25 protein-coding genes and 1 pseudogene are annotated in these 26,385 nt (G+C 44.0%); 11 read left to right on the forward strand and 15 right to left on the reverse strand.

Features of this window, described 5'->3' with window-relative positions; all coding sequences use genetic code 11:
* Nucleotides 1-55 precede the first annotated feature (55 nt).
* Nucleotides 56-532 (reverse strand): transcription elongation factor GreA, encoded by a 477-nt coding sequence (gene greA / locus Xets_RS08285; protein WP_099132635.1) that lies wholly within the window; start codon nt 530-532, stop codon nt 56-58.
* Between the two features lie 295 nt (nt 533-827).
* On the opposite strand from greA, the gene dacB reads away from it, so the two are divergent.
* Nucleotides 828-2,288 carry a serine-type D-Ala-D-Ala carboxypeptidase gene (dacB, locus tag Xets_RS08290; protein WP_187651436.1) on the forward strand — a complete coding sequence of 487 codons (1,461 nt, stop codon included), beginning with the start codon at nt 828-830 and terminating at the stop codon, nt 2,286-2,288.
* Nucleotides 2,289-2,379: 91 nt separating this feature from the next.
* On the opposite strand, the gene cgtA is transcribed toward dacB, so the two are convergent.
* From cgtA to rplU, 3 genes are all read right to left on the reverse strand, one after another.
* On the reverse strand, nt 2,380-3,549 hold the full coding sequence (gene cgtA, locus Xets_RS08295) for an Obg family GTPase CgtA (RefSeq protein ID WP_099132637.1): 1,170 nt from the start codon (nt 3,547-3,549) through the stop codon (nt 2,380-2,382).
* Between the two features lie 131 nt (nt 3,550-3,680).
* A complete protein-coding gene (gene rpmA / locus Xets_RS08300) occupies nt 3,681-3,938 on the reverse strand; it encodes a 50S ribosomal protein L27 (protein WP_011148617.1) in 258 nt (85 codons plus the stop codon).
* Between the two features lie 19 nt (nt 3,939-3,957).
* A complete protein-coding gene (gene rplU, locus Xets_RS08305; protein WP_045968299.1) occupies nt 3,958-4,266 on the reverse strand; it encodes a 50S ribosomal protein L21 in 309 nt (102 codons plus the stop codon).
* 251 nt (nt 4,267-4,517) lie between these two features.
* On the opposite strand from rplU, the gene ispB reads away from it, so the two are divergent.
* Complete coding sequence (ispB, locus tag Xets_RS08310) at nt 4,518-5,489, forward strand: octaprenyl diphosphate synthase (protein ID WP_187651437.1); 972 nt, start codon at nt 4,518-4,520, stop codon at nt 5,487-5,489.
* Nucleotides 5,490-5,516: 27 nt separating this feature from the next.
* Here ispB and Xets_RS08315 read toward each other — a convergent pair whose 3' ends face one another.
* Nucleotides 5,517-5,897 (reverse strand): DNA-binding protein, encoded by a 381-nt coding sequence (locus Xets_RS08315; protein ID WP_099117221.1) that lies wholly within the window; start codon nt 5,895-5,897, stop codon nt 5,517-5,519.
* A 75-nt stretch (nt 5,898-5,972) separates the two neighbouring features.
* Nucleotides 5,973-6,320 carry a DNA-binding protein gene (locus tag Xets_RS08320; protein WP_099132639.1) on the reverse strand — a complete coding sequence of 116 codons (348 nt, stop codon included), beginning with the start codon at nt 6,318-6,320 and terminating at the stop codon, nt 5,973-5,975.
* A gap of 187 nt (nt 6,321-6,507) precedes the next feature.
* Between Xets_RS08320 and Xets_RS08325 the strand changes: the two genes are divergently transcribed.
* A complete protein-coding gene (locus Xets_RS08325) occupies nt 6,508-6,774 on the forward strand; it encodes a helix-turn-helix transcriptional regulator (protein WP_099132640.1) in 267 nt (88 codons plus the stop codon).
* Between the two features lie 110 nt (nt 6,775-6,884).
* On the opposite strand, the gene mdh is transcribed toward Xets_RS08325, so the two are convergent.
* Complete coding sequence (gene mdh / locus Xets_RS08330) at nt 6,885-7,823, reverse strand: malate dehydrogenase (protein ID WP_099132641.1); 939 nt, start codon at nt 7,821-7,823, stop codon at nt 6,885-6,887.
* Between the two features lie 437 nt (nt 7,824-8,260).
* Here mdh and argR point away from each other — a divergent pair, with 437 nt between their 5' ends.
* Nucleotides 8,261-8,731, forward strand: a complete 471-nt coding sequence (gene argR, locus Xets_RS08335; RefSeq protein ID WP_099132642.1) for a transcriptional regulator ArgR — start codon at nt 8,261-8,263, stop codon at nt 8,729-8,731.
* A gap of 73 nt (nt 8,732-8,804) precedes the next feature.
* On the opposite strand, the gene mpl is transcribed toward argR, so the two are convergent.
* Nucleotides 8,805-10,175: a UDP-N-acetylmuramate:L-alanyl-gamma-D-glutamyl-meso-diaminopimelate ligase gene (gene mpl / locus Xets_RS08340; protein WP_099132643.1), complete on the reverse strand. Its 1,371-nt coding sequence runs from the start codon at nt 10,173-10,175 to the stop codon at nt 8,805-8,807.
* A 183-nt stretch (nt 10,176-10,358) separates the two neighbouring features.
* Between mpl and fbp the strand changes: the two genes are divergently transcribed.
* The 3 genes from fbp to ppa all read left to right on the forward strand — a co-directional run bounded on the left by fbp (nt 10,359) and on the right by ppa (nt 15,637).
* Nucleotides 10,359-11,363 (forward strand): class 1 fructose-bisphosphatase, encoded by a 1,005-nt coding sequence (gene fbp / locus Xets_RS08345; RefSeq protein ID WP_099132644.1) that lies wholly within the window; start codon nt 10,359-10,361, stop codon nt 11,361-11,363.
* Between the two features lie 514 nt (nt 11,364-11,877).
* Nucleotides 11,878-14,940: an inverse autotransporter beta domain-containing protein gene (locus Xets_RS08350; protein ID WP_187651438.1), complete on the forward strand. Its 3,063-nt coding sequence runs from the start codon at nt 11,878-11,880 to the stop codon at nt 14,938-14,940.
* A gap of 166 nt (nt 14,941-15,106) precedes the next feature.
* Entirely contained in the window at nt 15,107-15,637 is a 531-nt protein-coding gene (ppa, locus tag Xets_RS08355) for an inorganic diphosphatase (RefSeq protein ID WP_099132646.1), read from the forward strand.
* 90 nt (nt 15,638-15,727) lie between these two features.
* Here ppa and Xets_RS08360 read toward each other — a convergent pair whose 3' ends face one another.
* The 3 genes from Xets_RS08360 to Xets_RS08370 are packed head-to-tail and all read right to left on the reverse strand — an operon-like array spanning nt 15,728 to nt 21,602.
* Nucleotides 15,728-16,075, reverse strand: a complete 348-nt coding sequence (locus Xets_RS08360; RefSeq protein ID WP_099132647.1) for a gamma-glutamylcyclotransferase — start codon at nt 16,073-16,075, stop codon at nt 15,728-15,730.
* Between the two features lie 2 nt (nt 16,076-16,077).
* A complete protein-coding gene (locus tag Xets_RS08365; protein ID WP_187651439.1) occupies nt 16,078-19,863 on the reverse strand; it encodes a translocation/assembly module TamB domain-containing protein in 3,786 nt (1,261 codons plus the stop codon).
* Nucleotides 19,860-21,602: an autotransporter assembly complex family protein gene (locus Xets_RS08370; RefSeq protein ID WP_099132649.1), complete on the reverse strand. Its 1,743-nt coding sequence runs from the start codon at nt 21,600-21,602 to the stop codon at nt 19,860-19,862. The genes Xets_RS08365 and Xets_RS08370 overlap by 4 nt, the downstream gene beginning before the upstream one ends.
* A 137-nt stretch (nt 21,603-21,739) precedes the next feature.
* On the opposite strand from Xets_RS08370, the gene msrA reads away from it, so the two are divergent.
* The 3 genes and pseudogenes from msrA (at nt 21,740) to Xets_RS08385 (ending at nt 22,952) form a co-directional block, all read left to right on the forward strand.
* Nucleotides 21,740-22,387, forward strand: a complete 648-nt coding sequence (gene msrA / locus Xets_RS08375; protein WP_099132650.1) for a peptide-methionine (S)-S-oxide reductase MsrA — start codon at nt 21,740-21,742, stop codon at nt 22,385-22,387.
* A 174-nt stretch (nt 22,388-22,561) separates the two neighbouring features.
* A pseudogene (locus tag Xets_RS08380) lies at nt 22,562-22,657 on the forward strand (type II toxin-antitoxin system RelE/ParE family toxin); the annotation flags it as partial.
* Between the two features lie 109 nt (nt 22,658-22,766).
* A complete protein-coding gene (locus Xets_RS08385) occupies nt 22,767-22,952 on the forward strand; it encodes a helix-turn-helix domain-containing protein (protein WP_244208791.1) in 186 nt (61 codons plus the stop codon).
* A 77-nt stretch (nt 22,953-23,029) separates the two neighbouring features.
* On the opposite strand, the gene Xets_RS08390 is transcribed toward Xets_RS08385, so the two are convergent.
* Nucleotides 23,030-23,236 carry a DUF1107 domain-containing protein gene (locus Xets_RS08390; RefSeq protein WP_099132651.1) on the reverse strand — a complete coding sequence of 69 codons (207 nt, stop codon included), beginning with the start codon at nt 23,234-23,236 and terminating at the stop codon, nt 23,030-23,032.
* Between the two features lie 333 nt (nt 23,237-23,569).
* Between Xets_RS08390 and Xets_RS08395 the strand changes: the two genes are divergently transcribed.
* A complete protein-coding gene (locus Xets_RS08395) occupies nt 23,570-24,142 on the forward strand; it encodes a YtfJ family protein (protein WP_099132652.1) in 573 nt (190 codons plus the stop codon).
* A 73-nt stretch (nt 24,143-24,215) separates the two neighbouring features.
* Here the strand turns inward: Xets_RS08395 and cysQ are convergent, their stop codons facing one another.
* The 3 genes from cysQ to rplI all read right to left on the reverse strand — a co-directional run bounded on the left by cysQ (nt 24,216) and on the right by rplI (nt 26,367).
* The gene (gene cysQ, locus Xets_RS08400; RefSeq protein ID WP_167450613.1) at nt 24,216-24,959 is read right to left on the reverse strand and encodes a 3'(2'),5'-bisphosphate nucleotidase CysQ; all 744 of its coding nucleotides are present in this window, start codon (nt 24,957-24,959) and stop codon (nt 24,216-24,218) included.
* Between the two features lie 120 nt (nt 24,960-25,079).
* Nucleotides 25,080-25,700 (reverse strand): peptidylprolyl isomerase, encoded by a 621-nt coding sequence (locus Xets_RS08405; RefSeq protein ID WP_187651440.1) that lies wholly within the window; start codon nt 25,698-25,700, stop codon nt 25,080-25,082.
* A gap of 214 nt (nt 25,701-25,914) precedes the next feature.
* Nucleotides 25,915-26,367, reverse strand: a complete 453-nt coding sequence (rplI, locus tag Xets_RS08410) for a 50S ribosomal protein L9 (RefSeq protein WP_099132655.1) — start codon at nt 26,365-26,367, stop codon at nt 25,915-25,917.
* Nucleotides 26,368-26,385: the final 18 nt, after the last annotated feature.

Below are 26,385 nucleotides of genomic sequence, written 5' to 3' on the forward strand. Positions count from 1 at the left end.
TATTTACTATGAGAAAAAAGGCCAAAAGCTGGCCTTTTTCTTTGATCATGGTGTATTAAACATAATCCACGTTCAAAACTTCGAATTCCACTTGACCGCCAGGCGTGGAGATGACAACAACATCATCTACTTCTTTACCAATCAGGCCTCGGGCAATCGGTGAATTCACTGAAAGAAGATTTTCTTTAATATTGGCTTCATCATCACCGACGATACGGTAGGTCTGTTCTTCATCAGAATCCAAGTTCAGTACCGTTACCGTTGCCCCAAAAATCACTCGGCCATTGTTGGTCATTTTCGTGACATCAATCACCTGTGCATTGGAAAGTTTAGCCTCAATTTCCTGAATACGGCCTTCACAGAAACCCTGCTGCTCACGAGCGGCATGATATTCCGCGTTTTCTTTCAAATCACCGTGCTCACGCGCTTCAGCGATTGCGGCAATAATTTGAGGCCGACGTACATTTTTCAAATGTTCTAATTCTTCGCGCAATTTATCCGCGCCACGTACCGTCATCGGAATTTGTTTCATTTATTCAACCTCTAAATTAATCCTAAGCCCAAACAACATCTTCCTGATTTTTTGTAATAACAGCACATTTTTTAATAACAGCACAATGAGCACACCTTATCAGGCAGGCTTACAGATACTTAATAAAAAGAAGTGTAATTCAGCACAATCTGAAGTCCACAGGCATACTTACCTGTCAATCTATCATTCTAACGTAGAGTTGGTGATGGATCATCGTTTACTTTGCCTTTAAACAGCACCTTAGTATCATTAATACAAATATTCATGGAATACATCACCTTCATATGCGAGATCTATGGCTCTTTTAAAAATTCCCAGCAGAATAGCGTGTATGCTCAGTTTGAGCCTGAGCATCTTCAGTGCAAATGCCTCTTCTGATATCTCTTCTATTGAGAAAAGCGCCCAATATTTACCTACGGGAGCTCATTTTTCATTTATTGCCCAAACCGTTGGGGCAATAAATCCTTTAATTGATTATCACGGGCAACAAATGGCTTTACCTGCCAGTACGCAGAAAATTGTGACAGCATTAGCAGCGCTATTGCAACTTGGTAAGGATTACCGTTTTATCACAACACTGGAAAGTGATGCTAATCTTTCAGATGGCGTATTAGAAGGTAACTTAACGGCTCGCTTTGTCGGTGATCCCATGCTGACACGTTCACAACTGCGCACTATGGCCGCAACCCTAAAACAATCTGGTATAAAACAGATTGATGGAGACCTTGTCATAGATATTTCGATTTTTTCCAGCCACGATAAAGCACCAGGCTGGATATGGAACGATATGACCCAGTGTTTCAGCGCCCCTCCATCAGCAGCAATCGTGGATAAAAACTGCTTTTCTGTTTCACTCTACAGCGCAGAACAACCTGGCGAACTGGCATTTGTCCGTGTGCCCTCTTTTTATCCCGTTAATGTACTGAGTGAAGTCAAAACATTGGCTAAGGGTTCACCAGAAGCGAAGTATTGTGAATTTGATGTTACATCGGGTGATTTGAATCGATATACCCTCACAGGCTGTCTGACACAACGCGATGAACCACTACCATTGGCATTTGCTGTCCAAAATGGGCCTAGTTATGCCGGCAACCTCCTGAAGAATGAACTGAATATTGCCGGTATTGAGTTAAAAGGCCATATACGTCTCCAGTCGGCTCCCAAACAACCAGAAAAGATCCTCGCCGTAAATCAATCTGTGCCATTAAATAAGATGCTCGAAATCATGTTGAAAAAATCAGATAACATGATTGCGGATACTCTCTTTCGTACCCTCGGCCACCGCTATTTCAATGTGCCAGGGACATGGCGGGCAGGTTCCGATGCAGTCCGCCAGATTCTTAAACAGAAAGCAGGCATTGATTTGGGCAATACTGTCATGGTGGATGGTTCTGGCCTTTCACGCCACAATTTAATCGCCCCCACAACCATGATGGAGATATTGCAATTTATTGCTCAGCACAATGATGAACTGGACTTCATCTCCATGTTACCCAAAGCGGGATATGATGGCACGTTGGCTTATCGCTCTGGCCTGCATGAAGCGGGGCTTGATGGTAAAGTCTTTGCCAAAACAGGATCATTACAAGGTGTTTATAACCTCGCAGGGTTTATGACTGCTGCCAGTGGACAACAAATTGCTTTTGTCCAGTTTGTCTCTGCATACTCTGTTCCGCCAGAAGATCAACGAGCCCGTCGTGTTCCGTTATCGCGTTTTGAGCACAATTTATATAAATCGTTATATCAAAGTCACTGAGCTGGCTCAGTGACTAAGAAGAGCTTGGCCAAAAAGAAAAAAGGGCGCCAATACAACGCCCTTTTGTTATATTCGAATGACCACATGAAGATTAGCGTTTATAAATAAACTCAACGCCTTCGTCATCTTCTTCGTCCCAGTCATCATCCAAATCTTCGTCGTCAGATGCTTGCTGTAACTGCTCTTTATGGTAGTCATCCCACATAAATTCAACTTTTTCCGGTTGGGACTCTTCCGACGTTTCCATACTACGAGGCTGCGTCTTCATGAACTCCATAATGTCCCAGCAAAGCTCTTTCACGCCCTGACGATTCACGGCTGAGATCATGTAATAATCGCCTTCCCAACCCAATTCATCAGCGATAGCTTTTGCCCGCTGCTTAGCCTCTTCTGCATCGATGAGATCGACTTTATTAAAGACCAACCAACGCGGTTTTTCTGCCAGTTTTTCACTGTAATTATGCAGCTCTTTGATGATGATACGGGCATTTTCGACTGGATCGGATTCATCGATTGGGCAGAGATCAATCAAATGCAACAATACGCGGCAGCGTTCCAAATGCTTCAAGAAACGAATACCCAATCCAGCGCCTTCTGATGCACCTTCAATCAGACCAGGGATATCTGCGACGACAAAACTTTGCTCGTTATCCATACGCACAACACCAAGGCTTGGCACCAAGGTTGTAAATGGATAATCAGCAACTTTCGGTTTTGCTGCCGATACAGCACGAATAAAGGTGGATTTGCCTGCATTTGGCATCCCCAGCATTCCCACATCAGCCAGCAGCATCAGTTCCAACATCAGCTCACGACTTTCTCCGGGAGTTCCCATCGTTCTTTGACGAGGAGCACGGTTCACCGAAGATTTAAAACGGGTATTGCCAAGGCCGTGGAAGCCTCCTTTTGCTACCATAAAACGCTGTTCATGGCGCAGCATATCCCCAAGCACTTCGCCCGTGGCAACATCACGTACACGAGTTCCGACTGGAACCTTAATCGTAATGTCCTGACCACGTTTACCCGTACAATCACGGCTTTGTCCATTCTGACCACGTTCAGCACGGAAGGATTTTTCAAAACGGTAATCAATCAGTGTATTGAGGTTTTCATCTGCCAGCAGGTAGACATCACCACCATCACCACCATCGCCGCCGTCCGGCCCACCTTTGGGAATATATTTCTCACGACGGAAGCTGACGCAACCATTGCCACCATCTCCCGCTACAACCAGAATCCTGGCTTCATCTACAAATTTCATCACTTTTCTCCGTAGGATAGCCACTGTAAAGCTGGATGGCAGCTAGTACCCAGAGATGGCGTAATCCAAAATAATAAAAAGCCCCGCAACACACATTGCAGGGCTTCTGATTCGATCAAGATGCAAAAAACTTATTCAGCTTCGATGCTGATAAATTTACGGTTTTTTGGACCTTTAACTTCGAACTTAACTTTCCCGTCAGCTAATGCGAACAGGGTGTGGTCACGGCCACAACCTACGTTGTTGCCTGCGTGGAATTTAGTACCACGTTGACGAACGATGATGCTACCTGCCAAAACAGACTCACCACCAAAGCGTTTTACACCCAGACGTTTGCTTTCAGAATCGCGACCGTTACGAGTCGAGCCGCCAGCCTTTTTGTGTGCCATTAATCTGCTCTCCTAAATCTTAAGCGATGCCAGTGATCTTAACATCGGTGAACCACTGACGGTGGCCCTGCTGCTTACGGCTGTGTTTACGACGACGAAACTTAACAATTTTAACTTTCTCGCCACGACCGTGAGCTACGACTTCAGCTTTAACTTTAACGCCTTCAACTACTGGAGCGCCGATTTTGATGTCTTCGCCGTTAGCGACCATCAGTACCTGGTCAAACTCAACAGTTTCACCTGTTGCGATGTCCAGCTTTTCCAAGCGAATTGTTTGGCCTTCGCTTACTCGGTGTTGTTTACCACCACTTTGGAAAACTGCGTACATATAAACTCCGCTTTCCGCGCACCCCCTAAAAATGCTTTCCAGAGCGCGCTATAAAATATTCACAATAGGGCGCGAATTCTACGCAAAAACCACTTAGAAGACAAGTGCAGAATTAGAGCAGATGAGAAAAAAACAGAGTTTTTCAATTGTCATTTATTTGAACGGTTTTTCAAGTACAATCGATATATCTTGATATCTATTGATATGCTAATTAATGAGCACAGCTCTGAATCAGAGTCCAAAGCCAAAACATGAATTTAGAATCGATAATTAAACTCACCGCTGATGATATGGCAGCGGTTAATGAAACCATTCTTAACCAATTAAATTCTGACGTTGCGCTGATCAACCAACTTGGTTACTACATCATCAGCGGCGGTGGCAAGCGCATCCGACCAATGATTGCCGTATTGGCAGGTAAAGCCCTTCATTGCCAAGACACAAAACACATCAAAGTTGCTGCTTTGATTGAATTTATCCACACAGCAACGCTGCTGCATGACGATGTCGTTGATGAATCTGATATGCGCCGAGGTAAAGCGACAGCCAACTCTATTTATGGTAACGCTGCCAGTGTCCTTGTAGGTGATTTTATCTATACGCGCTCATTTCAAATGATGACCGATCTCGATTCCATGCGCGTATTAAAATTGATGTCTGATGCTACCAATGTCATTGCTGAAGGAGAGGTCATGCAGTTGATGAACTGCAATGATCCGAATATTTCCGAAGATGACTATATGAGAGTCATTTACAGTAAAACCGCCCGCCTGTTTGAAGTCGCTGCGCATTCAGCTGCCATTCTCGCCAACGCCACTCCTGAGCAAGAAATAGCACTACGTGATTATGGTCGTTATCTAGGAACTGCATTTCAATTAATTGATGATCTGCTGGATTATGACTCGGATAACAATACGCTTGGTAAGAATACAGGGGATGACTTGAACGAAGGCAAACCAACATTACCTCTTTTGCACGCTATGAACCACGGAACACCGGAACAATCCACTCTGATACGAGGTGCCATTGAACAAGGTAATGGCCGCCATTTGCTGGATACCGTCCTGGCAACGATGAAACAATGCGGTTCACTCAAATATACCCGCCAGCGGGCAGAAGAAGAAGCTGATAAGGCAATTTCAGCATTGCAGTCACTGGAAGACTCTCCATACAAGGCGGCTCTTGAGGGATTGGCCCATGTCGCTGTACAGCGACTTTCCTAAACTGAATCAATTAGTGCCCCAGATAACTCAATCTAGGGCGCTGTCTTTATTATCAATATCTTGAATACCGACATATTGGACAAGGCTGGCTAGCCCTTTTCTCAAAATAAATTTAACCATTCGTTCTCTTTCGGATTTGCTCAACTGGTAATAAGCCTCTACCCAGATCATAAATGGATCCTGTCGCTTATTACGGTAGTATTCGACCGAATTTTCACTGACCGTCAGTACATTCACGACTTCTTCGGGCAAACTGTTGACATTATATTCGAGTGCTTTTCCCTGTACGCCACGCTTACGGCGTTGTTCCCAGCCCTCGCGTCTTGCCATCAGATTGACCCCTTGGGGAGACGATGGCAGCCCTGCGAGGCCGATGAGTTCTTTTGCAGAATACCACTCTTTTTTCATCTCTTTCTCCTCGCTTGATACTGGAGCAGTGACGGGAAAGCCAAATTTTAAGCACTTGGCTTTTTAAAAGCTGCCTCAAGTAGCTATGATTTTTTCCAAAAAACTTCTTATGCCATCTCGTAATATCACTTCGGTAATGACCTCCTTCTCTTCCTCGGTGAGTAAATTAAATGCACTTACCCAAATGGATAAAGGATCTTGTTTCTGAACCTGATATTCCGTTGGTGTTTCATGAAGCTCCAAAGCTTCTAACGTTGATTTAGGAAAACAAGAGTAATGGTATTCAATCGCCCTTCCCTGGACACCTGACCGTTTTTGCCTCAACCATTCTTCACGTTTTGCCCTGGCATTAACTCCTTGTGGTGATCTAGGCAACTCACCTACACCGGTCAACTCCATTGCCGTATACCACTCTTTTTTCATAATGTTTCTCTATTTTTGTAACCAAGTTCAAAAAAGAAGTTATTAAGAAAAAATTAGAAACATTTTTAGAAAAAATAATGTTATTTTAATTTCTTAATAACAGGTTCGTGTTCGTTATTAATTTCACATTAACGCTTTAGTTATACCACTAATGTGGCTTCTAATTTAATAGAAAAGGATTAAAAAAATGATTTCTATGAAATCGGATTGGCATCCTGCTGATATTATTGCCGCTTTACGTAAACGAGGAACGACATTAGCTGCCGTTTCTCGCGCGGCGGGACTGAGTTCATCTACTTTGGCGAATACACTTTCTCGCCCGTGGCCCAAGGGAGAATGGATAATAGCGAATTACTTAGAACTACATCCGTCTGAAATATGGCCAAGCCGCTATTTCGATCCCCATACAGGAGAACTATTGGAAAGGAAAGTTAGAGAGAAAAAGAATAATTAGTTATCAATATAACTATTGAAAGGAAAACCGCTAGTTAGAAATAACTAGCGGTTTTAGTTATTTAATATATTTAACTTAATTCGTATATTAATAAATCATTAATAAATGAATTAGCCGTTAATAAACTTCTCGCCTAATTCAATATCTTTCTTCAAAACATCCAGCATGTTATCCAATGCTTTCTGTTCGAAGTCACTCAACTTGCCAATATCTAAACGTTCTTCGATACCATTTTTACCTAAGCGAACAGGCTGCGCAAAGAAACGGGCATATTTGCCATCACCTTCAACATAGCTGCACTCAACAACATTGCTTTCGCCTTGCAAGCCACGGAGCAGTGACAGCCCCAAACGAGCCGCTGCTTGTCCCATAGACAGTGTTGCAGAGCCACCACCCGCTTTCGCTTCAACAACCTCAGTGCCCGCATTCTGGATACGCTTGGTCAATGCTTCAATTTCTTCATCAGTGAAGCTAACACCTGGAATTTGCGACAGCAGAGGCAGAATGGTCACACCAGAGTGCCCGCCAATAACAGGAACTTCTATTTCTTCTACTTTCTTGCCTTTCAGCTCAGCAACAAAGGTGTTGGAACGAATGATATCCAGGGTTGTGACACCAAACAGGCGGTTCTTATCGTACACCCCTTCTTTTTTCAGTACTTCAGCAGCAATCGCTACAGTGGTATTGACTGGGTTGGTAATAATGCCAATTAATGCTTTTGGGCAAGTTTTAGCAACCTGCTGAACCAGATTACGAATGATACCCGCATTGATATTGAACAAATCGGAGCGATCCATACCAGGTTTACGCGCCACACCCGCAGAAATCAATACGACATCTGCACCTACCAAGGCAGGGGTTGCATCTTCACCAGCAAAACCAGTGACTTTAACTTCCGTTGGAATATGGCTCAGATCGGTTGCCACGCCTGGGGTCACCGGAGCAATGTCATACAAGGAAAGTTCTGAACCTGAAGGAAGCTGGGTCTTGAGTAGAAGGGCAAGTGCCTGACCAATACCACCGGCTGCGCCGAGAACTGCAACTTTCATCCTGATACTCCTTAAATTAAGTACTGTAAACACTACGTATTAAAAACAATCTGTTAACAGCCAGATTATCCACTTAATAGCCTGATGATGGAACACCAAAGTTGTTTTATTCTAAACAAAACGCTTATCTGTTAATGAGATAATGGACACTTTTTTAAGAATTATTTCAACCGTATTCTTCATCAATTAACTGATTACCTTACTCTTCCCTTTCAGGTCAAACAACACCATTTAATTAACAATGCATTTACTATGCTTAATCTGACGGAAAGAAAATGCACAGGAATTAAATGATATTAATCCTCAGATTATGAATAGGGAGATATTGGAAAATATACAATTATGCCCTGTATGTTAGTTTATTCTTCTCTTTCTTGAATAAAAATTCACTCTTTCGCATAATGTCCGCCTGATAACGGATTCAACGATGGTGAAATATGCGTGTTCCTTCGAAACAGGAAGATTTGGTAAAAGCTTTCAAGGCATTATTGAAAGAAGAAAAATTCAGCTCTCAAGGTGAAATTGTTTTGGCACTTCAAGAGCAGGGGTTTGAAAATATCAACCAATCTAAAGTTTCCAGAATGCTGACGAAATTTGGTGCTGTCCGAACCCGTAATGCAAAAATGGAAATGGTTTACTGCTTACCTGCAGAATTGGGCGTTCCCACTGCCACCAGCCCATTAAAAAATCTGGTATTAGATGTCGATTATAATCACAGCATTGTCGTCATACGAACTAGCCCTGGCGCAGCACAGTTAATTGCCCGCCTATTAGATTCATTGGGGAAAGCAGAAGGGATCCTTGGCAGCATTGCAGGGGATGACACTATTTTTTCCACTCCAGCGCAAAACTTTACGACAAAACAACTTTACGAAGCAATTCTCCACCTGTTTGAACAAGAACTTTAATTTTTTCAGGTCTGCCGTATGCCAATCTAATCAAAATATGCGTATGGCAGACCGAAATATAAGAAAATATTGATTAATCCGCGCTTATTTTTTTCGTCAATGCAGCCAGTAGTTTTTCGTGAATACCGCCAAATCCACCATTACTCATAAGCAGAATATGGTCACTGGGCTGGGCCGTTTCTACAATCATTTTAACCAACGTATCAATATCTCCACTCCAACGAGCGGGCTGAATACACTGTTCAGCAATTTCAACCACCTGCCACGGAATATTGGTGGGTTGATAGAGAAAAACTTCATCGGCGCGCCCCAAAGAAGGAGCAATATCATTTTTGCTCATTCCCAGTTTCATGGTATTCGAACGCGGTTCCAGTACGGCAAGAATACGAGCCATACCGCCCACTTTACTTCTCAACGCCTCCAGTGTGGCTAAGATAGCCGTTGGATGATGGGCAAAATCATCATACACCGAGATGCCATTGACTTCGCCGCGCAATTCAAGGCGACGACGGGCGTTAATAAATTGGCATAATGCCTGACAGGCATCCGCAGGTTGAACGCCCACATGATGGGCTGCCGCAATTGCGATCAAACCATTATGCATATTGTGCTCACCAACCAATGACCACTTCACTTCCCCAACCTGCTCACCCCGATGGAATACCTGGTAGTGGCTGCTATCCTGGCTAGCTTTCTTCGCCTGCCAATGACCGCTTTCTCCGATCTGTTCCAATTCACTCCAACATCCCATTGAAAGCACCTGCTTCAAATTAATATCATTATCAGGAACAATGATCTTGCCGGTACTCGGCACAACCCTGACGAGATGGTGGAACTGTTTTTGAATAGCGCCCAAATTTTCGAAAATGTCGGCATGATCAAACTCAAGATTGTTCATGACCAGTGTGCGGGGACTGTAGTGGACAAATTTCGAACGCTTGTCAAAGAAGGCACAGTCATATTCATCAGCTTCAATCACAAAAAATGGGCTTTCACCGATGTGTGCTGAAACTTCAAAATTCCCTGGCACACCACCAATCAGGAATCCTGGTTTATAGCCACACTCTTCCAAGATCCAGGCCACCATACCCGCTGTCGTTGTTTTGCCGTGAGTTCCAGCGACAGCCAATACCCAACGCTCCGGCAATATATGATCATGCAACCATTGCGGGCCAGAAGTATAAGGAATACCTCGATCCAGCACGGCTTCTACGCAGGGATTACCACGTGTCATGGCATTACCAATGATCACCATATCTGGAGCAGGATCGAGCTGTGCCGGATCGTACCCTTGGGTCAGCTCAATGCCCTGTTTTTCCAGCAAAGTGCTCATTGGGGGATATACATTGGCATCAGAGCCAGTCACTTCATGCCCCTGTGCGCGAGCGAGGATCGCCAGCCCACCCATGAAAGTACCGCAAATGCCAAGAATATGAATACGCATTTATTTCTACCTGATTCATGAACTGTATCACTATTTTAACCCTCAAATCAGAGATTAAAAATGCAATAACCTATGAATCATTGGATTCTTTAGCTAAACTGCCCGCGCCTAAGTGCGGCACATAAGTGCAACACATAAGTGAAGCACGCTTCCTAAAACCACAACCAATTCAAGGCCTTTGTCATGAAAACATTGGGCGAATTCATCGTCGAAAAGCAGCAAGATTTTCCGCATGCTACAGGTGAACTGACTGCACTACTGTCTGCCATAAAGTTAGGTGCCAAAATCATCCATAGAGATATCAATAAAGCCGGTCTGGTGGATATTTTAGGCACAAGTGGTGTATCTAATGTTCAGGGTGAAGTCCAGATGAAACTGGATTTGTATGCCAATGAAAAACTCAAGGCAGCACTGAAAGCACGCGGCGAAGTTGCAGGCATTGCTTCCGAAGAGGAAGACGACATCGTTATTTTTGATGGCGACCGAGCAGAAAATGCGAAGTATGTTGTTTTGATGGATCCACTGGATGGTTCTTCGAATATTGATGTAAACGTTTCCGTCGGGACTATTTTCTCAATTTACCATCGAGTCACCCCGATCGGGCAACCTGTAACCGAAGAAGATTTCCTGCAACCGGGCAATCGTCAGGTTGCAGCGGGTTATGTGGTTTATGGTTCATCCACAATGTTGGTTTATACAACAGGCTGTGGTGTCCATACTTTTACTTATGATCCTTCCCTCGGTGTATTCTGTCTAACCCATGAGAAAGTCCAATTCCCAGCAAAGGGCAATATGTACTCTATCAATGAAGGGAACTACATCAAGTTTCCAATGGGCGTGAAAAAATACATCAAATATTGCCAGGAACAAGACGAAGCAACCCAGCGCCCTTACACAACCCGTTATATCGGTTCTCTGGTTGCGGATTTCCACCGCAATTTATTAAAAGGTGGGATCTATATCTACCCAAGTACGGCAAGCCATCCAACGGGCAAACTCCGCTTACTTTATGAGTGCAACCCAATCGCACTCCTGGCTGAGCAAGCCGGTGGTAAAGCCAGCGATGGAGCAAACCGTATTCTGGATATCGTGCCAAATAAACTGCACCAACGAGTACCTTTTTTTGTCGGCACCAAATCTATGGTAGAAAAAGCCGAAAGTTTTATGGCCGAGTTTCCTGATCAATAAGCAGTATTATTAAGCCATAATTTAAAGAGGTGGGTTTCCACCTCTTATTCCATTTATTTTCCAAACCACAGGCTTATTAAGCTTGTGGCCATTTAATTATATATTCTCACTGATACGCCATAGTCATTCCTGAAAAAAACACCGCTCTTACATGAAAAACTTTTTAAAAAATGAAACCCAATTTCAGTGGCAATAAACTGATAACTTTTTGCTATCAATCGATAATTATTTTTCATTACGCATAACAATAAAAGTTTTCCTAATGTATGTAGGTATGGGAAATATTATCTTTTTTATATTAATGAGATAGCTATACCCAATAAAACTGAAATTTGGAACATCAAAGGTGTAACGCTAAAGCGCTGGCGACAGCCCATATTTTATGAGGAATTCATATATGGACTCGTATATAAATCATAAAGTTTTTCGGCTTTCTATACTCGTGTATTCGCTTTTTTTACCCTTTACTCCTACGAGTGCGCTTGCAGCGGGTGAAAAAATTCAAGAGAATAGAATGTCCTTACCAGGATCAGAAAATGAAAAGAACGCCAATCAGGCGCAAGATAAGCAAACTGCTCTCGATAAAGAAGCAGGAGTCATCGCACAAAATATCCATAGGGTGAGTAATATTTTATCCTCTTCCCCATCTCAATTAACCGAACAGGCAAAATCCTACGCTTTGGGGAAAATCAATGGTGCGATATCCACGGAAACGCAAAAATGGTTATCCAGATTTGGTACAGCCAATATTAATCTTTCCGTCGATAAAAAAGGAAAACTGGATAGCAGCTCCTTGGATCTACTGTTACCTCTCTATGACAATAAAGCGGATTGGCTATTTTTCTCTCAGTTAGGTTATCGCCGACACGATAGCCGCAATACCCTAAACCTCGGCCTTGGTGGACGTTATTTCACACCCAATTGGATGTATGGTTTAAATACCTTCCTTGACAATGATTTCACGGGACAACATCAACGGTTGGGGGTTGGTGGGGAAATTTGGACCGATTATATTAAATTGTCTGCCAACACTTACTGGCGCTTGAGCAAATGGCGCCAATCCCCCAAAGAGCTGGAATATGAAGAACGGCCAGCCAACGGCTACGATATCAATGGTGAATTTTTCTTACCAGCTTATCCAAACCTTGGGGGTAAGTTGAGTTATGAGCAGTACTTTGGCGATAACGTTGCCCTGTTCAATCGGAAAACCAAGCAAAAAAACCCTAACCTTGCCCGACTTGGCCTAAATTACACCCCGATTCCACTGATGACAATGGGTGTGGATTATAAGCTCGGAAGCAGTGGACACAGTGAGGCTCTCTTCCAGGCCAATCTGAATTATCGTTTTGGTATGCCTTTTGCGGATCAAATTTCACCGAATAGTGTTGCTGCTATGCGCACACTAACGGGAAGCCGTTATGATATCGTGCAAAGAAACAACCACATCGTGCTGGACTACAAGAAAAAACCCGTGTTCAACCTTGCTTTGCCAAATACATTAAGCGGATATAGTGCCCAACATGTTCAAATCACCCCTAATATTACCGCTGAGCACAAACTGAAGAAACTATCATGGCAGGCTAATGAAGAGTTCCGTAAAAACGGGGGAGCTATCACACCTCATGGCAGATCTGTTGAACTGGACCTGCCGAAATATTCTGCCAAGGGGATAAACAGCTATACCCTGTCTGCTGTTTCTGAAGTCACGGGTAACAATAAGCCCATGACATCTTACATGAACGTGGTTGTTGAGCCTTTTGCCATTAAAGACCAAAGCATCAAGCCAAGTGGCATAGGCCCTATAATTTCCAATGGCAAACCGGCTTATGAGCTGGCAGCCACAATCACCTATGGCAATAAAAACAACCCGCCAATTAAAAACAAGGCGATATCGAACGTAAAATGGAGCCTCGATCCACCAGATAAACATGCAACATTAACCTGGGACTCAGCAGGCATGACTAATGATGCAGGCCAGCTAACTGCCATGTTGAGCAGTACTCAACCGATTAATCCGAAAACAAAGATTTATCTGTCAATGGATGAGCAACCTAAATTGGAGATAAAAGGCGATAAGCCATTTTATTTCACTAATCTTAGTGATGCTATTCAGGCCAAAGATTTTGTGTTCGACCAAAAAGGGCCTTATGAGGCAACGGAACGCAAACCAATCATTGTGACTGCGACTGTGTTCGATCTCAATGGCAATCCCATCAATAAAAAAATGGATATGAACTTACAATGGAGTACCGAGCCTGCTGATCTACCGGGATTATCGGTTAAGCCCGCACCTGGCTATGAGAATTCCTCTGATCAGGAGGGTAAAATCAAAGCGATTGTGACCAGTACCCAGGTAGTGAAAGGTGCTAAAGTTGAGGTGTTGATTAATGACAAACATCAAAGCTTCTCTAAGCCACTCGATTTTGTCACACCAAAAAGCTTGAAGTTTGCATTCGGTGCAATATCGCAATCACCTGTAGGGCCATTAACCGCTGGCGGAAAAGAGCGCTATACCTATAAGGTGCCAGTCATTGACGCAGAAAGCAAACTCCCTCTTAAGAATCAGTCTCTTGTTAAACTTAAAGCGGAAATAATGAATGCTGCTTCTAATATCATTCCGCCTGTAGAAGAAATTAAACTTGAGATTCCTACAAATCCAACCACCGATAACGAGGGTTATGTGACTCTCTCTATGTCAAGTCTTGTCGGTATAGATGGACTTTATTTCAAACTAATGCCAGATGCAGCCAGTGAAAATGATACAAATAGCATACAATCCGTACCGGTAAGCTTCGATCCTATCCCAATACCAGTGGGAATTCTGATGGGTGCGAAAGGTTCAAATGTTACGAAATATATTGCTGAGCAGGGAAGACCTTATAACGTACATGGAGATCTGGTTATTCAACTGGCGCAGGATGGAACACAGTTGTATGATTACACGGCAATTAACCGCTCAGGTGGTACACAGACTTCGAACAGTCCATCAAGTATCAAATCTTCCAATCCTAACTTGGTGAAAGTAGATTTATACTCAGGAGAGATAACATTCCCCCGAGATAGTTTCTCCATTGAGCAATGGCCGGTAACAGTGACACTCACCAAAACAGTTATGGATACGGGAGTAAAATCTAGTTATTACTATACCTTCAACCCACGGAGATACCTACTTATTCCTGAACATCCTGATCCCAATAATCCGAGTTCGAAGACTGTTCTCTTGAATGGCTCTCCAGACTGTCAGGATGTGGATTGGACTGGCAAGGATAATATCAATGGTCAGAACGCTGTCACACCGAACCTGACTGATATAGGAGCAACTCCGCAAACGACGACTCTGACGTCAATTAGTTATGAATATGACAAAACGCATTTCCCTGACTTTGGATTGCAATATCTGCGGAATCACACGGCCGGGACTAATATAATGAAAATATATACTCCATCAGAGGGAGGACTTTATTATGGATATGACTACGATACAAGGGAAGCTAAAAAGGCAAGTCTATCTGCCCCTTCGTCAATGCTCCTTTGTATAATACGCGTTGATGGTTATGGACAAGTTTCGCCATATTAAACTACGCTTAATATAAATCAGCACAGACTCAATTAAACTTGAGTCTGTGCTTTTTTATTATGCTTTTAAGCCACCGCCAACCACCGAAAAATCCGAGGAATTTTGGCCTGTTTTGGCTATAATACCCCGCACTCCATTTTGGTTTAACATTGAAGGAAACCGTTTTATGAGCCTGAATAATGTACCGGCTGGCAAAGAGCTGCCTGAAGATATTTATGTCATCATTGAGATCCCAGCAAATGCCGATCCCATCAAATATGAAGTAGACAAAGAGTCTGGTGCCCTGTTTGTAGACCGTTTCATGTCAACCGCGATGTTCTACCCATGTAACTACGGCTACATCAACCATACCCTGTCTCTCGATGGTGACCCAGTTGACGTATTGGTGCCAACACCCTACCCATTGCAGCCAGGTTCTGTGATCCGCTGCCGTCCAGTGGGTGTCCTGAAAATGACTGACGAATCCGGTGAAGATGCAAAACTGGTCGCTGTTCCTCATACCAAACTGAGCAAAGAATACGATCACATCAAAGATGTGAACGATCTGCCAGAACTGCTGCGTGCCCAAATCACTCACTTCTTCGAGCACTACAAAGATCTGGAAAAAGGCAAGTGGGTTAAAGTTGAAGGCTGGGATAATGCTGAAGCCGCTAAAGCTGAGATCCTGTCTTCTTTTGAACGCGCTGCTAAAAAATAATCCTGACAGGTAATTGCGGGTTTTAATCCCAAAAAACCTCTGCCCCGACCAGGGACAGAGGTTTTTGTTTATCTTCCGATTGTCTAATTTTTACTCTTTCTCATGGCGTTTCAGCCAGTCACCACAGGTTATCCGGTGCAATCCCTCAACAGGTAATTTGTAGAGGTAGATCCAGGCCTTGCCATACGGTGTTTCAATCAGTTCCCTTTCGTACTCCTGAGCGTTTTTTTTCAACTCATCCAATTCTGTCAGGATGGATGGCGTAATACGATAAACTTCACATTCAATGGTTCCTTCGCCACGGACAACCGCCGGATAGTGCCCCAGATCATAAATTTCATAACCTTCTAATCTGTGCTCTCCCAACAATTGGGCATCCGTCATCCAGTGATGATTGCCTTGTTTTCGCCTCAGGCTGCCATAAACAATAACTCGCATCTTTAAAACTCAAACTCATAGAGCAGATCTAAAGCCTGATCAATACCAGATACCGCTTCCAGATACAATCTTGGCATCACACGATAACGTAACGTCAACGTCGCCAAAGAATCAAAAATACCCACACCATACTTCACTTGTAAGTTGTTGGTAATTCTGCCACTGACAACTACCTGAGATTTATCACCTACCCCTTGAGTATCTAAAGCCAAATCAGAAACGCCAAAAGTTTCCCCAATCTTACCGACTAATTGGCCACTCTGGGCAATCCCCAATCCAATCAGCATAGCCGCCATTTGCGAGTTGTCAGAATCCCCTTTTTCCAATCCTTCACCACGTAACAAGTAAGACAAGGCTTCCTGTTGTGATTTTACCGGATCAGAAAAAACTTCTACTTTCGGTTTATCTGCCAATCCGGTAACACGCACACCCGCGATGACTTTGTTCGCTGTCGATTCTGGATTACGGATAGCTTCAATGTTCAACAATGGCTGATCTGGCGGGCCAGAGAACATAATTGTTCCCTTACGCACTTGCAAATCTTGCCCATAAGCATGGAAATTCCCTTCCGGGATATCAATCTGGCCATTCAAGCCCAATCCCTGCTTATCCTGAAGGACTTTCAAGTTTCCTTTAAGCTGCGCCTTCAAACCAAATGCACTCAGATGCACATCATTGCCAATATGAACATTTAAGTTGCTTTGAATCAAAGTAGGTGATTTTTTCTTCTCGATGGGCTGGAGATTGTTATTTAGCATCACTTCATCAGCAGAAACACCTACCGCTGATTCTGGTAACTCCTGAACCGTAATACGTGCCCACGGAATATCCACATTACCGTCGAGTTTCAACAGGTTTGGTTTTGCTTCCAGCACCAAATTTGGGCTGACATTCACCTTTACCATCGGCGGAACAGTGACACGTAACTTATCACCATCGGCTGTCACTCTGGCGTACCATGCATCTAAGTTGCGCCAATCAGCATAACCATTCAGGTTGAGTTGCCCCTCAGGGGTTCTAACCATGCCATGCAAATCAGAACTAGTACCGGCAAAATGCACGGCTAACTGACCTTGGGTAATATCGAACGGAAGCCAATGGCTACTCATTTGCAGGGCATCAGCGTTAAGTTGACCAAATAGCAGTGGATCTTTGGCTTTGCCACCAATACGTAAATTCGCATTTAATCCTCCCTCTACTTTTTCGCCTTTACCCAAAATGGGTTTAACCAACCCTAAGGAAAGTGCTTGAATATCGACATTACCCGCTAATTTTCGGCTACCTTCTAAATCAGCGACCTGCACATCGCCTTTTAACTGCCCATTGCCAGCCAATTTAAATAGCCATGCCAAATTAGCCTTGCCATCTGCCAGCCCTGCATGCAAGGTCAGCGTTTCAAAATTAATCGGTAATGTATTACCTTCCACAACCTGACGAACTTGTACCCCATTCCCTTGAAGGGTCACTTTTGCCTGAGGCAACCCCTGCCCTGCTGTCCATCTGATCTCCGCATTACCGTTAAATAGCCCCTGAAGTTGGGTGCTTTTATCAAGGAATGGCTGGATCATAGCCAGATCAAAGCGTTCAAGTGCCACTTGTGCATGACCGCTAGTTCCTGCCTCAATAGGTTTTGAGATACAAAGATGAGCATTGGGATTAAGCCAGCAATGGGTTCCCACTATGGCCTTTTGCTGCAAGTTGAAATAATCAATGGCTATCGCCTTACTTAAACGCCACTCACCGACAGGCGTATTAAAGTCAGTATTGTTGATACTGCCTTGCCAGTGCTCCTTTTGACGATCAAAGCTGCCCTTAAGTGCCAAGTGGCCTGATACCGGTGTTCCTTCTATTTTCAGTTGTAAATCATGCTTCCTTTCTGTGCCTTTCGCGTTGAGCGTCAAGCTCTTGATCGTTAAATCCGCTTGCTGCAATTGCCGCACAACAACCGATAACTGACCCTGGATCTGTTCAGCCGAACGTACATCACCTTTGATCGCGGCGCTATCCACTCTTAGCACATCCTGCCAACGTAACCCACGTGCATTCAAATCTGCCACGATTTGCGGGGCTTGCATATTACCTCGCAATTTGACTTCACCCGTAATAAAGCCAGCCAGCCCCGGCAATAAGCCAGTTAATTGCGGTGCATTAATTTCACCATCGAGTTTCCACGCCTTATCCGTAAGCCGCCCTTGTACATTCAACGTATTACGCCCAACGGTAAGATCGAATTGAGGAATATCCCACTGTCCCGCGGCGTTACCCGATGCCTTACCACGCGCTTTGATAGCATTCTGCTTCACATGACCATCAAGGGTAATTTCAGGGATCTGAAGCTGCCAGCTTCCTCCATACAAGCTGCCACGTACGGCTATTTGACCATCTACTCTGGCAGGCCATTCCGGCCACTGTTTGGCCGTATTGATGCCATCCAAAATGAGCCTGGTATTCCAACTGATGGCTTTACTCCAATCAACCACGCCGGCAATATCGGCTTTCCCCTGCAAGGTGGCCAAACGTAAGCGCGTTAACCTCAGCAATTCTTCATTGCCTTTTGCATCCAGCATCAACGATGCCGGTGGAAGATCGTTGCCCTTAATATCCGAGCGAAGGGAAAGAGCGTAGTGACTGGCTTGACCATTTAAGCGCAACTTGATGCCATCAAGCTGATATTCTGGTTTGCCTTTAAGTGGCCATTGCAGTTGCTGGCTTTTCAATGTCAGGCGAACAGGCAAGCCTGCTGTTGCCAACTCAGTCTGAGCATCCAAATTGGCAGCGACAGGGCCGGAAAGATCCAATGCGAGATTAAGCTGCTGTAACAACGCACCTTTTAACGTTAAATCAATCTGTTGCCCTTTTAAGTCATCCAGATTGATATGATTTAAGTCATTGACCTTACTCTTAACCACTAGGTTAACTGGCCATTTTTCGGCTAGCTTTGCCGTCCCCCATATCGCCAGTGAGCCTTCCTGTGCCTGTACGCTTAACGTTTTTATCTCGACTGCCTGCCCATGATTGCTGGCCTGTAGCCGCAAATCGTTAATCTTGATATCGGTATCCCCTGTCAAATGAAGCTGGCTGCCGTGGATACCCTCCAGCGTGATATCAAGAGGAATGGGAACAGTAGGTAACTCCGCTAACAGAGGTTGGGCAAACAACGCCTTCAACGTTTCACCCAGAGGTTTTTCCGCTCCAGCCTGCTGCTCAATTTTTTGCGCTGTACCGATTTTTTCAGATGTGCTTTTTGGCAATGCCACCAGCAATCTATTAATTTCCGTAGGTTTTAATATCAGTCGTTTTTCCTGCCACTGGGCAGCCGTTTTAAACTCATCCAATGCAATAGCGATACCATCTACCTGCACATGAATATTTTTCAAAGAAAGCAAATCCAGTGAGATAGGGTACGGTGTTTGCAATTCAGTCAATGGTTCTGATTCAGTAACAGGAGCCGATGGCGGAAGTTCAGCGGTATTCACCGCAACAGTGACCCCTTCAGTTGTCAATGCATTGACGCACACCTGGCTGTGTTTCAGGCAGGAGAGCCGGATAGAGAGATGTAAATTATCTGCATTAACGTTAACGCCTGGCATCTGATATTTGACGCCTTTTAACGTTAAATCACGCCAACCTCCGCTGACACTCGCAATATCCAATCCAGGAACCCAACGTGCCGCACTGTTGATCACCAAATGCAAACCAGTTTCAGTGCCAACCAGTCCGACAACTGCCACTAATAACAGGCCAACAATCAGCAGGAAAGCAATACTAACCCTTTTTGCCCACTTCATAGTTCGGCCCCTAAACCAATATAAAATTCAACATTATGACTATCTGGATCTCCAATTGGCGTTGCCAAATCAAATTTTATCGGCCCTACCGGTGACGCCCAGCGCACGCCAATTCCCGCGCCAGTTTTAAAATTACTCTTTCTAATGTCATCCACCGCTTCACCGGAATCGACAAACAACGCACTCCACCAATTGCCATAAATATTGTATTGATATTCTAACGAACCAACCGCCAGCTTTGATGCCCCGACTAATTTTCCCGCACTATCTTTCGGTGAGATTTTCTGGTACTTATAGCCACGAATACTGCGATCCCCCCCAGCAAAGAAACGGAGATCCGGTGGCACCTTGTCGAATTCACTAGTCTCTATCCAGCCCAAATCTGCCCGTACCACAAAACGGTGATTCTCCCGATACGTTCTTATCCAGACATGATGAGCCTGTAATACGAGAAAATCGACATTCGACTGCCAGGTTGTATCAGAAATATCAATCGAGTAACGCTGGCTATCTCCCCAATAAGGCATTGTGCCGCCACGCTGGCGAATACGGCTGAGACTAAATCCCGGATAAAGCAGCATAGTGGTATTGGTTACGTTAGCCTGAGTAAAGTGGCTAAGGCTCCAGCGCAGATTCACGCTGTACTGCCACCCCGTAAAACGATCCCAATTACGGGAAAGGTTTAAGGTTGCCGTATCCGAAATGGTATCGTTAATATCTTTACGTCTATAACCCGTTTGTAGCTGATAATATTCTTCCAGTGGGTTAACTTTAAGCGGCATTTTGTAGGATGCGTCAATGATTTGATCGCGTCTAGAAAGGTTAAGGCTGGTACTCAAACTGTGTCCACGGGAATTAAGCCACGGTTTTTTCCATTTTGTCTGAACACGAGGCCCGACATCCGTTCCATAACCTCCCCCCAATTCAACATAGTTGGCAGACCGAGGCACTAAGGACGCATTTAATGGTAATAACTTATCCTTACTCTCACGCCCTATTTTAAAATCGGGTACAACAACCGCAGAGTTGAACCATCCGGTATCCACTAAACGGCGGTTAAATTCGGCTAATTGTTCAGAGGTATAGTATTCACCTGGTTTAAAAGGAATAAGGTTATTCAGGTAGGTTTCACGAATTTGCGATCCGTAGAATGTCACAGGACCAAAACGATAGCGTTGCCCGCTATCGAAATCAAAATCCCAAATAGATTCGTGCAGATCTTTTGCTACCCCCAACTCACTTTTTTTCATGACGGCATCAAAATAGCCTTTCTTAACCGCCAGATTCGTCAATGAATTTTTAAAATCTTCATATTCACCGTGGTTAAGTATGGTCCCGTCTTTGGGCATATTTTTTTTAATCAGGATGGCATAGTCTTTATCTGTTTTAGCACCGCCTTCCAAATCAACATTCACTTTAGCCACTCGCACAGGTTCACCAAGCGTTACCTTTGCAGTTAAAACAGGACGGGCAGGCGGCGTGTTCTCCTGATAGGTAAATTCAACGGTGGATTCATAATATCCTAATGGACGAAGCCCTTGTCGTATCGCTTTCTCCACACGTGCACGAAAACGACCATCAGGAGAAACTTCATCGGTACTGATATTGGAAAGTTGCACTCTGGCATTTTTTTCTAATTCTCCAGAAAGACCTTCTAGTTTCAATCGTAAATTTGCACTATAAGCCGATGGAGTGACGATAAAGACACAAAGCGCACCTATGAGGGGATATCGTGACACTCGAACTCCTAATATTTATCTCTCTGTTGAATAAAATTCAACAATATAAAAATGCCGCAATGAATTAATTCTGGTAAAGTTTTAACAATATACAAGCAACATATAATCATAAGACTTTGAATATACAGGAGGGAATCTTGCCAAATTCAACCAATGAAAGACAACCTGTTTCTGCGCCAGAGGCCATACCGGGTAGAACCACTCCATTAACCGTATCACCCTACCATGCCATCACGCAGCATGCGATAGAGAACATTCCTGAAAATATGGAAATTGCCTATGTAGGAATGGGATGTTTCTGGGGTGTGGAACGCCTTTTCTGGCAACAGGAAGGAATTTACACCACTTCCGTGGGTTACAGCGGCGGCACTACGCCAAACCCAACTTATGAAGAAGTGTGTACTGGATTAACAGGCCATGCAGAAGTGGTCAGGATCGTATTTGATCCAACCCAAATTACCTATTCGCAACTAATTACCCTGTTCTGGGAAAATCACGATCCTACCCAAGGTATGCGTCAACATGGTGATATTGGTACTCAATATCGTTCCGCTCTGTACACGGTTTCATCACAACAATATGAACAGGCCATTGCCAGCCGAGACCAATATCAGCAAGCGCTGGTGCAAAATAACGACCAACGCACTATCACGACGGAAATTCGCGAAGCGGGGCCATTCTACTTTGCCGAGGATTATCACCAGCAATATCTCCACAAAAACCCTGAAGGGTATTGTGGCTTAGGTGGTACTGGGATCTGCTTCCCACCGACACTTAGAAACTAGCTGATTGAGTTAGCCCAATGGTATGACCGTTGGGCTAGCTACCTGAAATACGATCAATCAGCATCTGCCCCCAACCAGTAGCAAACCCTGCATTGTGTTATATTTATACAAATTTTCTCCAAAAAGTGAAATTTTTCTATTGAGTTAACGCCTCCTCCTGTGTATAGCCAGAGAATTTATCTACTCCATGCATTTGTGAAGAAAACACAAAAAACACCGACTGGTGCGATAGAAATAGCCAGAAAACGGCTGAAGGAGATGAACAAATAAACGGTATTGATTTTGAACAACTGAAATCAGAAATGTTAAACACCCCAGAAGCTATCCAGACATATAACGATCCAGACGAAAGCCAGGTATTATAGAGTTGCTATACCAAATGCGTGCAAACGCGGGTTTGTCTAAATCAGAATTGGTCAAGAAATTGGGCGTTTCACCCTCTGCCATTACTCGGCTGGAAGGAAATCCGATGGAGACTAGCATAAGAACCCTGTCCCGATATGCTAATACCTGCGGTGCCAATATCAATATTAAATTGAGTTTATTGATAACACACAATCAATAAACGGCCACAAGGCCGTTTATTATACTAATGTTATGTATTGATTTTATTACCATTAGTCGATGAGCAGTTACAAACAATCACCCTATTTCGGTCTGTAAGCGCAATACTTGCTGATTGACTTCACTCATTACATGGAAATGGCGTTTATCTCTGATTTTCGGGGGTAAGATCTTTCCATAATTGAATTCAAACGCACCCATGTCCTTAATATATAACCGCCCACGAAATAGGGTTTTTACGTAGAGAGCAATTTTCACAGGGTTATAATGGCGAAAGATTTTCATCTCTGTTTTTTCCTCCCATGCTTCTTACGGTACTATTCTATCTATTGCTGCTGCATAACTCGCCAATGAATCAGAAGATGCATCGTGGTTATGCCAACTGTATAGACTACGTATATAGAAATTTGTTCCCTCAATATTAAGATTCAATCTCTGCCTTAATGTAATATTATGATATTAATAAGTATTATATTACGCTTCCCTTTTGTTTACTTATATCTCACCTCAAATGTTATTAAATTGTTTATTTTATTGAGGACAGACCAGTTAACAAGCGCTATGCTGAATATGTCATTCCCTGATAACATGCCACATCATGATAAATAAGGAATAAATATGTTAAAAAACAATATATTAACAAGAATCGTGTTATCTGCAATATTGAGTATAACGCCAATATTTGCGTTCGCTCATAACATCACCTTAGAACAACCTGTTCCCGCTATCAGTGTGACAGATAAAGGTGAGCTGTTGCTAAACGATGGTAAGTTCAGCTACCAAAATTGGAGCAGTACTGAACTGTCAGGAAAAGTAAGAACAATCCAGCATATTGCCGGTCGTAGTTCCGCAAAAGAGATGAATGATCCCCTGATTCAAGCATTGAAGGATGCTGATTTACCTAAGGATAAATATCAAACCACCAGCATCATGAATACTGATGATGCTATTTTTGGCACTGGTGTTTTTGTTCGCAATAGTATCGAAGACAGCAAAAAACAGTTCCCGTGGTCACAATTCATTGTCGATAGTAACGGCCTGGTTAAAAAGGCTTGGGGACTGGAACCCAAAAGTTCGGCAATCATTGTGCTGGATAAAAATGGTAAGGTGAAATTCGTCAAAGATGGCAAGTTAAGTAACGAAGACATTACACATGTGATCAGCCTAATTAAAGAAGAATTGGAAAAATAGCCTATTCAACGCTGAACAGTGATAATGGTTCTCCCATTGTGAGCCATTATCACCTTAATGTATCGCTTCAGAATCAAAAAACACTAACTCTAAATCCTGGATTCAGAAAGGATTCACGCGGCGTGTAATTGAGTGTTTTCCCTTCCCAATCCGTCACATGCGCCCCCGCAGCAATAGCAATGGCATGACCGGCCCCCGTATCCCAGATGTTGGTCGGCCCAAAGCGTGGGTAAAGTTGGGCTTTCCCCTCTGCAACCATACAAAATTTGAGTGAAGACCCTACCGAAAGTGTATCGTGTACCCCTAGCTGGGAAAGATAGTCTTGCAACTCCTCATCGTCCTTGTGAGAGCGACTGACTACCACAACTGGCGGTTTCGCTGGCATAACTTTAATGGGAAGCATCTGACCATTGGCTTCTTTCCACGCCTGACGCCCTTGCCCTGAATATAAGACATTATGTACCGGAACATAGATAACTCCCATCACAGGTATACCTTGTTCTATCAATGCGATATTAACAGTAAACTCGCCATTGCGGCGAATAAACTCTTTCGTACCATCCAATGGATCAACCAGCCAATAACGCTGCCAATTTTTCCGCTCTTCCCATGACGGTGGTTCTTCTTCTGATAACAGCGGGATATCAGGTGCAATGCGCAACAATCCTGCTTTAATGATCTTATGGGCGGCAATATCCGCGGCAGTAACAGGTGAATCATCCATTTTATGCTCTACTTGCAACGGTTGCTCATCCTGATAGACCTCCATGATCGCCACGCCTGCTTCCCGTGCCAATTGGCAGATCTGTTGTAGCATCATACACCTCTGCATTCATTGTTCAGCTATCCCCTTAATGCTTTCAAATTGCAACTTTTGGCTGTGCTGCAAATCGAAACCGATTTTGGGTAATAGCCGGCTAACCGGCTATTCAATAAGTTACAGAATTTCCAATAATTCCACTTCGAAGATCAGCGTGCTATAAGGAGGAATGGATGCACCTGCCCCACGCTCACCATAAGCCAGATTGTGCGGAATATAAAGTTCCCATTTGGAACCGACTGGCATCAAGGTCAACGCTTCAATCCACCCTGGGATCACGCCGCTAACAGGGAATTCTGCAGGCGTACCGCGCTGTACTGAACTATCAAATACAGTGCCATCGATCAGGCGGCCTGTATAATGAACACGAACACGATCAGTACGGGCAGGGATAGCACCATCACCTTGTGTCAGGACAGAAAATTGCAGACCAGACTCCGTGCTGCTTACACCTTCACGATGAATATTTTCTGCCAGGAATTTTTTGCCTTCTTCTGCCATCTCCTGCTGACGTTCACGACGAACGCTATCAGCACGTTCATGTATCTCACGTAGCGCACGATGCAGTTCTTCTACCGGAATAGCAGGAGAACGGCTTTCCAACGCATCACACAGTCCTGCCAACAGAGCTTCTGGTTCTAACCCTTGTAAACCAGATTCCTGTAATTGTTGCCCAACCTGCAAACCAATACCGTAACTTGCCCGCGCTTCAATAGACTCAAAAGAAGGTTTTGTCATGAAAGTACCTGTTATTAAATGAGTGAAAGCTCAAGCATAACAGCACTGTCTGGATGGGTAAACGCGTTAAAGTGGGTAATAATAATGTAAGGCACCAATTCTTGCAGTATAACTGCTACCAGGCCTTATGTTTGGGGCATATTTTTGCGACACAAAACAAAAAACGCCGGCAATGCCAGCGTTTTTCGTCACATGTTCTTCAGCTAATCAGCGATTAAGCTTCTGGAACGATGTTAACGTTCAACTGTGCGAATACATCGCTGTGTACCTGGAAGTGAACTTCATGTTCACCAACAGTACGCAGAACGCCGTTAGACAGGCGAACTTCGCTCTTAGATACTTCAACGCCAGCCGCAGTCACTGCATCAGCGATATCACGAGTACCGATAGAACCGAACAGTTTACCTTCGTCACCCGCTTTAGAAGCGATAGTGACAGAACCCAGTGCGTTGATTTTCTCTGCACGAGCTTGTGCTGCTGCCAGAACGTCAGCCAGTTTAGCTTCCAGTTCAGCACGACGAGCTTCGAAGAATTCGATGTTTTTCTTAGTTGCAGGAACAGCTTTGCCCTGTGGTACTAAGAAGTTACGGGCATAACCCGCTTTAACGTTAACTTGGTCACCCAGGCTACCCAGGTTCGCTACTTTATCAAGCAGAATAATTTGCATTACCTTATCCTCTCAAAG

Origin of the sequence: Xenorhabdus sp. TS4, from assembly GCF_014467265.1 — a bacterium.
Lineage (GTDB): Bacteria > Pseudomonadota > Gammaproteobacteria > Enterobacterales > Enterobacteriaceae > Xenorhabdus > Xenorhabdus ehlersii.

Coding starts and splice junctions, on each gene's coding strand:
- rpmA (WP_011148617.1), bottom strand. CDS start 3,938: ATGGCACACAAAAAGGCTGGCGGCTCGACTCGTAACGGTCGCGATTCT.
- greA (WP_099132635.1), bottom strand. CDS start 532: ATGAAACAAATTCCGATGACGGTACGTGGCGCGGATAAATTGCGCGAA.
- Xets_RS08320 (WP_099132639.1), bottom strand. CDS start 6,320: ATGAAAAAAGAGTGGTATACGGCAATGGAGTTGACCGGTGTAGGTGAG.
- Xets_RS08405 (WP_187651440.1), bottom strand. CDS start 25,700: ATGACAAAACCTTCTTTTGAGTCTATTGAAGCGCGGGCAAGTTACGGT.
- cgtA (WP_099132637.1), bottom strand. CDS start 3,549: ATGAAATTTGTAGATGAAGCCAGGATTCTGGTTGTAGCGGGAGATGGT.
- fbp (WP_099132644.1), top strand. CDS start 10,359: ATGAAAACATTGGGCGAATTCATCGTCGAAAAGCAGCAAGATTTTCCG.
- Xets_RS08350 (WP_187651438.1), top strand. CDS start 11,878: ATGTCCTTACCAGGATCAGAAAATGAAAAGAACGCCAATCAGGCGCAA.
- Xets_RS08315 (WP_099117221.1), bottom strand. CDS start 5,897: ATGAAAAAAGAGTGGTATTCTGCAAAAGAACTCATCGGCCTCGCAGGG.
- argR (WP_099132642.1), top strand. CDS start 8,261: ATGCGTGTTCCTTCGAAACAGGAAGATTTGGTAAAAGCTTTCAAGGCA.
- rplU (WP_045968299.1), bottom strand. CDS start 4,266: ATGTACGCAGTTTTCCAAAGTGGTGGTAAACAACACCGAGTAAGCGAA.
- ispB (WP_187651437.1), top strand. CDS start 4,518: ATGAATTTAGAATCGATAATTAAACTCACCGCTGATGATATGGCAGCG.
- Xets_RS08395 (WP_099132652.1), top strand. CDS start 23,570: ATGTTAAAAAACAATATATTAACAAGAATCGTGTTATCTGCAATATTG.
- Xets_RS08390 (WP_099132651.1), bottom strand. CDS start 23,236: ATGAAAATCTTTCGCCATTATAACCCTGTGAAAATTGCTCTCTACGTA.
- cysQ (WP_167450613.1), bottom strand. CDS start 24,959: ATGCTACAACAGATCTGCCAATTGGCACGGGAAGCAGGCGTGGCGATC.
- Xets_RS08360 (WP_099132647.1), bottom strand. CDS start 16,075: ATGCGAGTTATTGTTTATGGCAGCCTGAGGCGAAAACAAGGCAATCAT.
- Xets_RS08365 (WP_187651439.1), bottom strand. CDS start 19,863: ATGAAGTGGGCAAAAAGGGTTAGTATTGCTTTCCTGCTGATTGTTGGC.
- Xets_RS08325 (WP_099132640.1), top strand. CDS start 6,508: ATGATTTCTATGAAATCGGATTGGCATCCTGCTGATATTATTGCCGCT.
- mdh (WP_099132641.1), bottom strand. CDS start 7,823: ATGAAAGTTGCAGTTCTCGGCGCAGCCGGTGGTATTGGTCAGGCACTT.
- mpl (WP_099132643.1), bottom strand. CDS start 10,175: ATGCGTATTCATATTCTTGGCATTTGCGGTACTTTCATGGGTGGGCTG.
- dacB (WP_187651436.1), top strand. CDS start 828: ATGGCTCTTTTAAAAATTCCCAGCAGAATAGCGTGTATGCTCAGTTTG.
- Xets_RS08385 (WP_244208791.1), top strand. CDS start 22,767: ATGCGTGCAAACGCGGGTTTGTCTAAATCAGAATTGGTCAAGAAATTG.
- rplI (WP_099132655.1), bottom strand. CDS start 26,367: ATGCAAATTATTCTGCTTGATAAAGTAGCGAACCTGGGTAGCCTGGGT.
- ppa (WP_099132646.1), top strand. CDS start 15,107: ATGAGCCTGAATAATGTACCGGCTGGCAAAGAGCTGCCTGAAGATATT.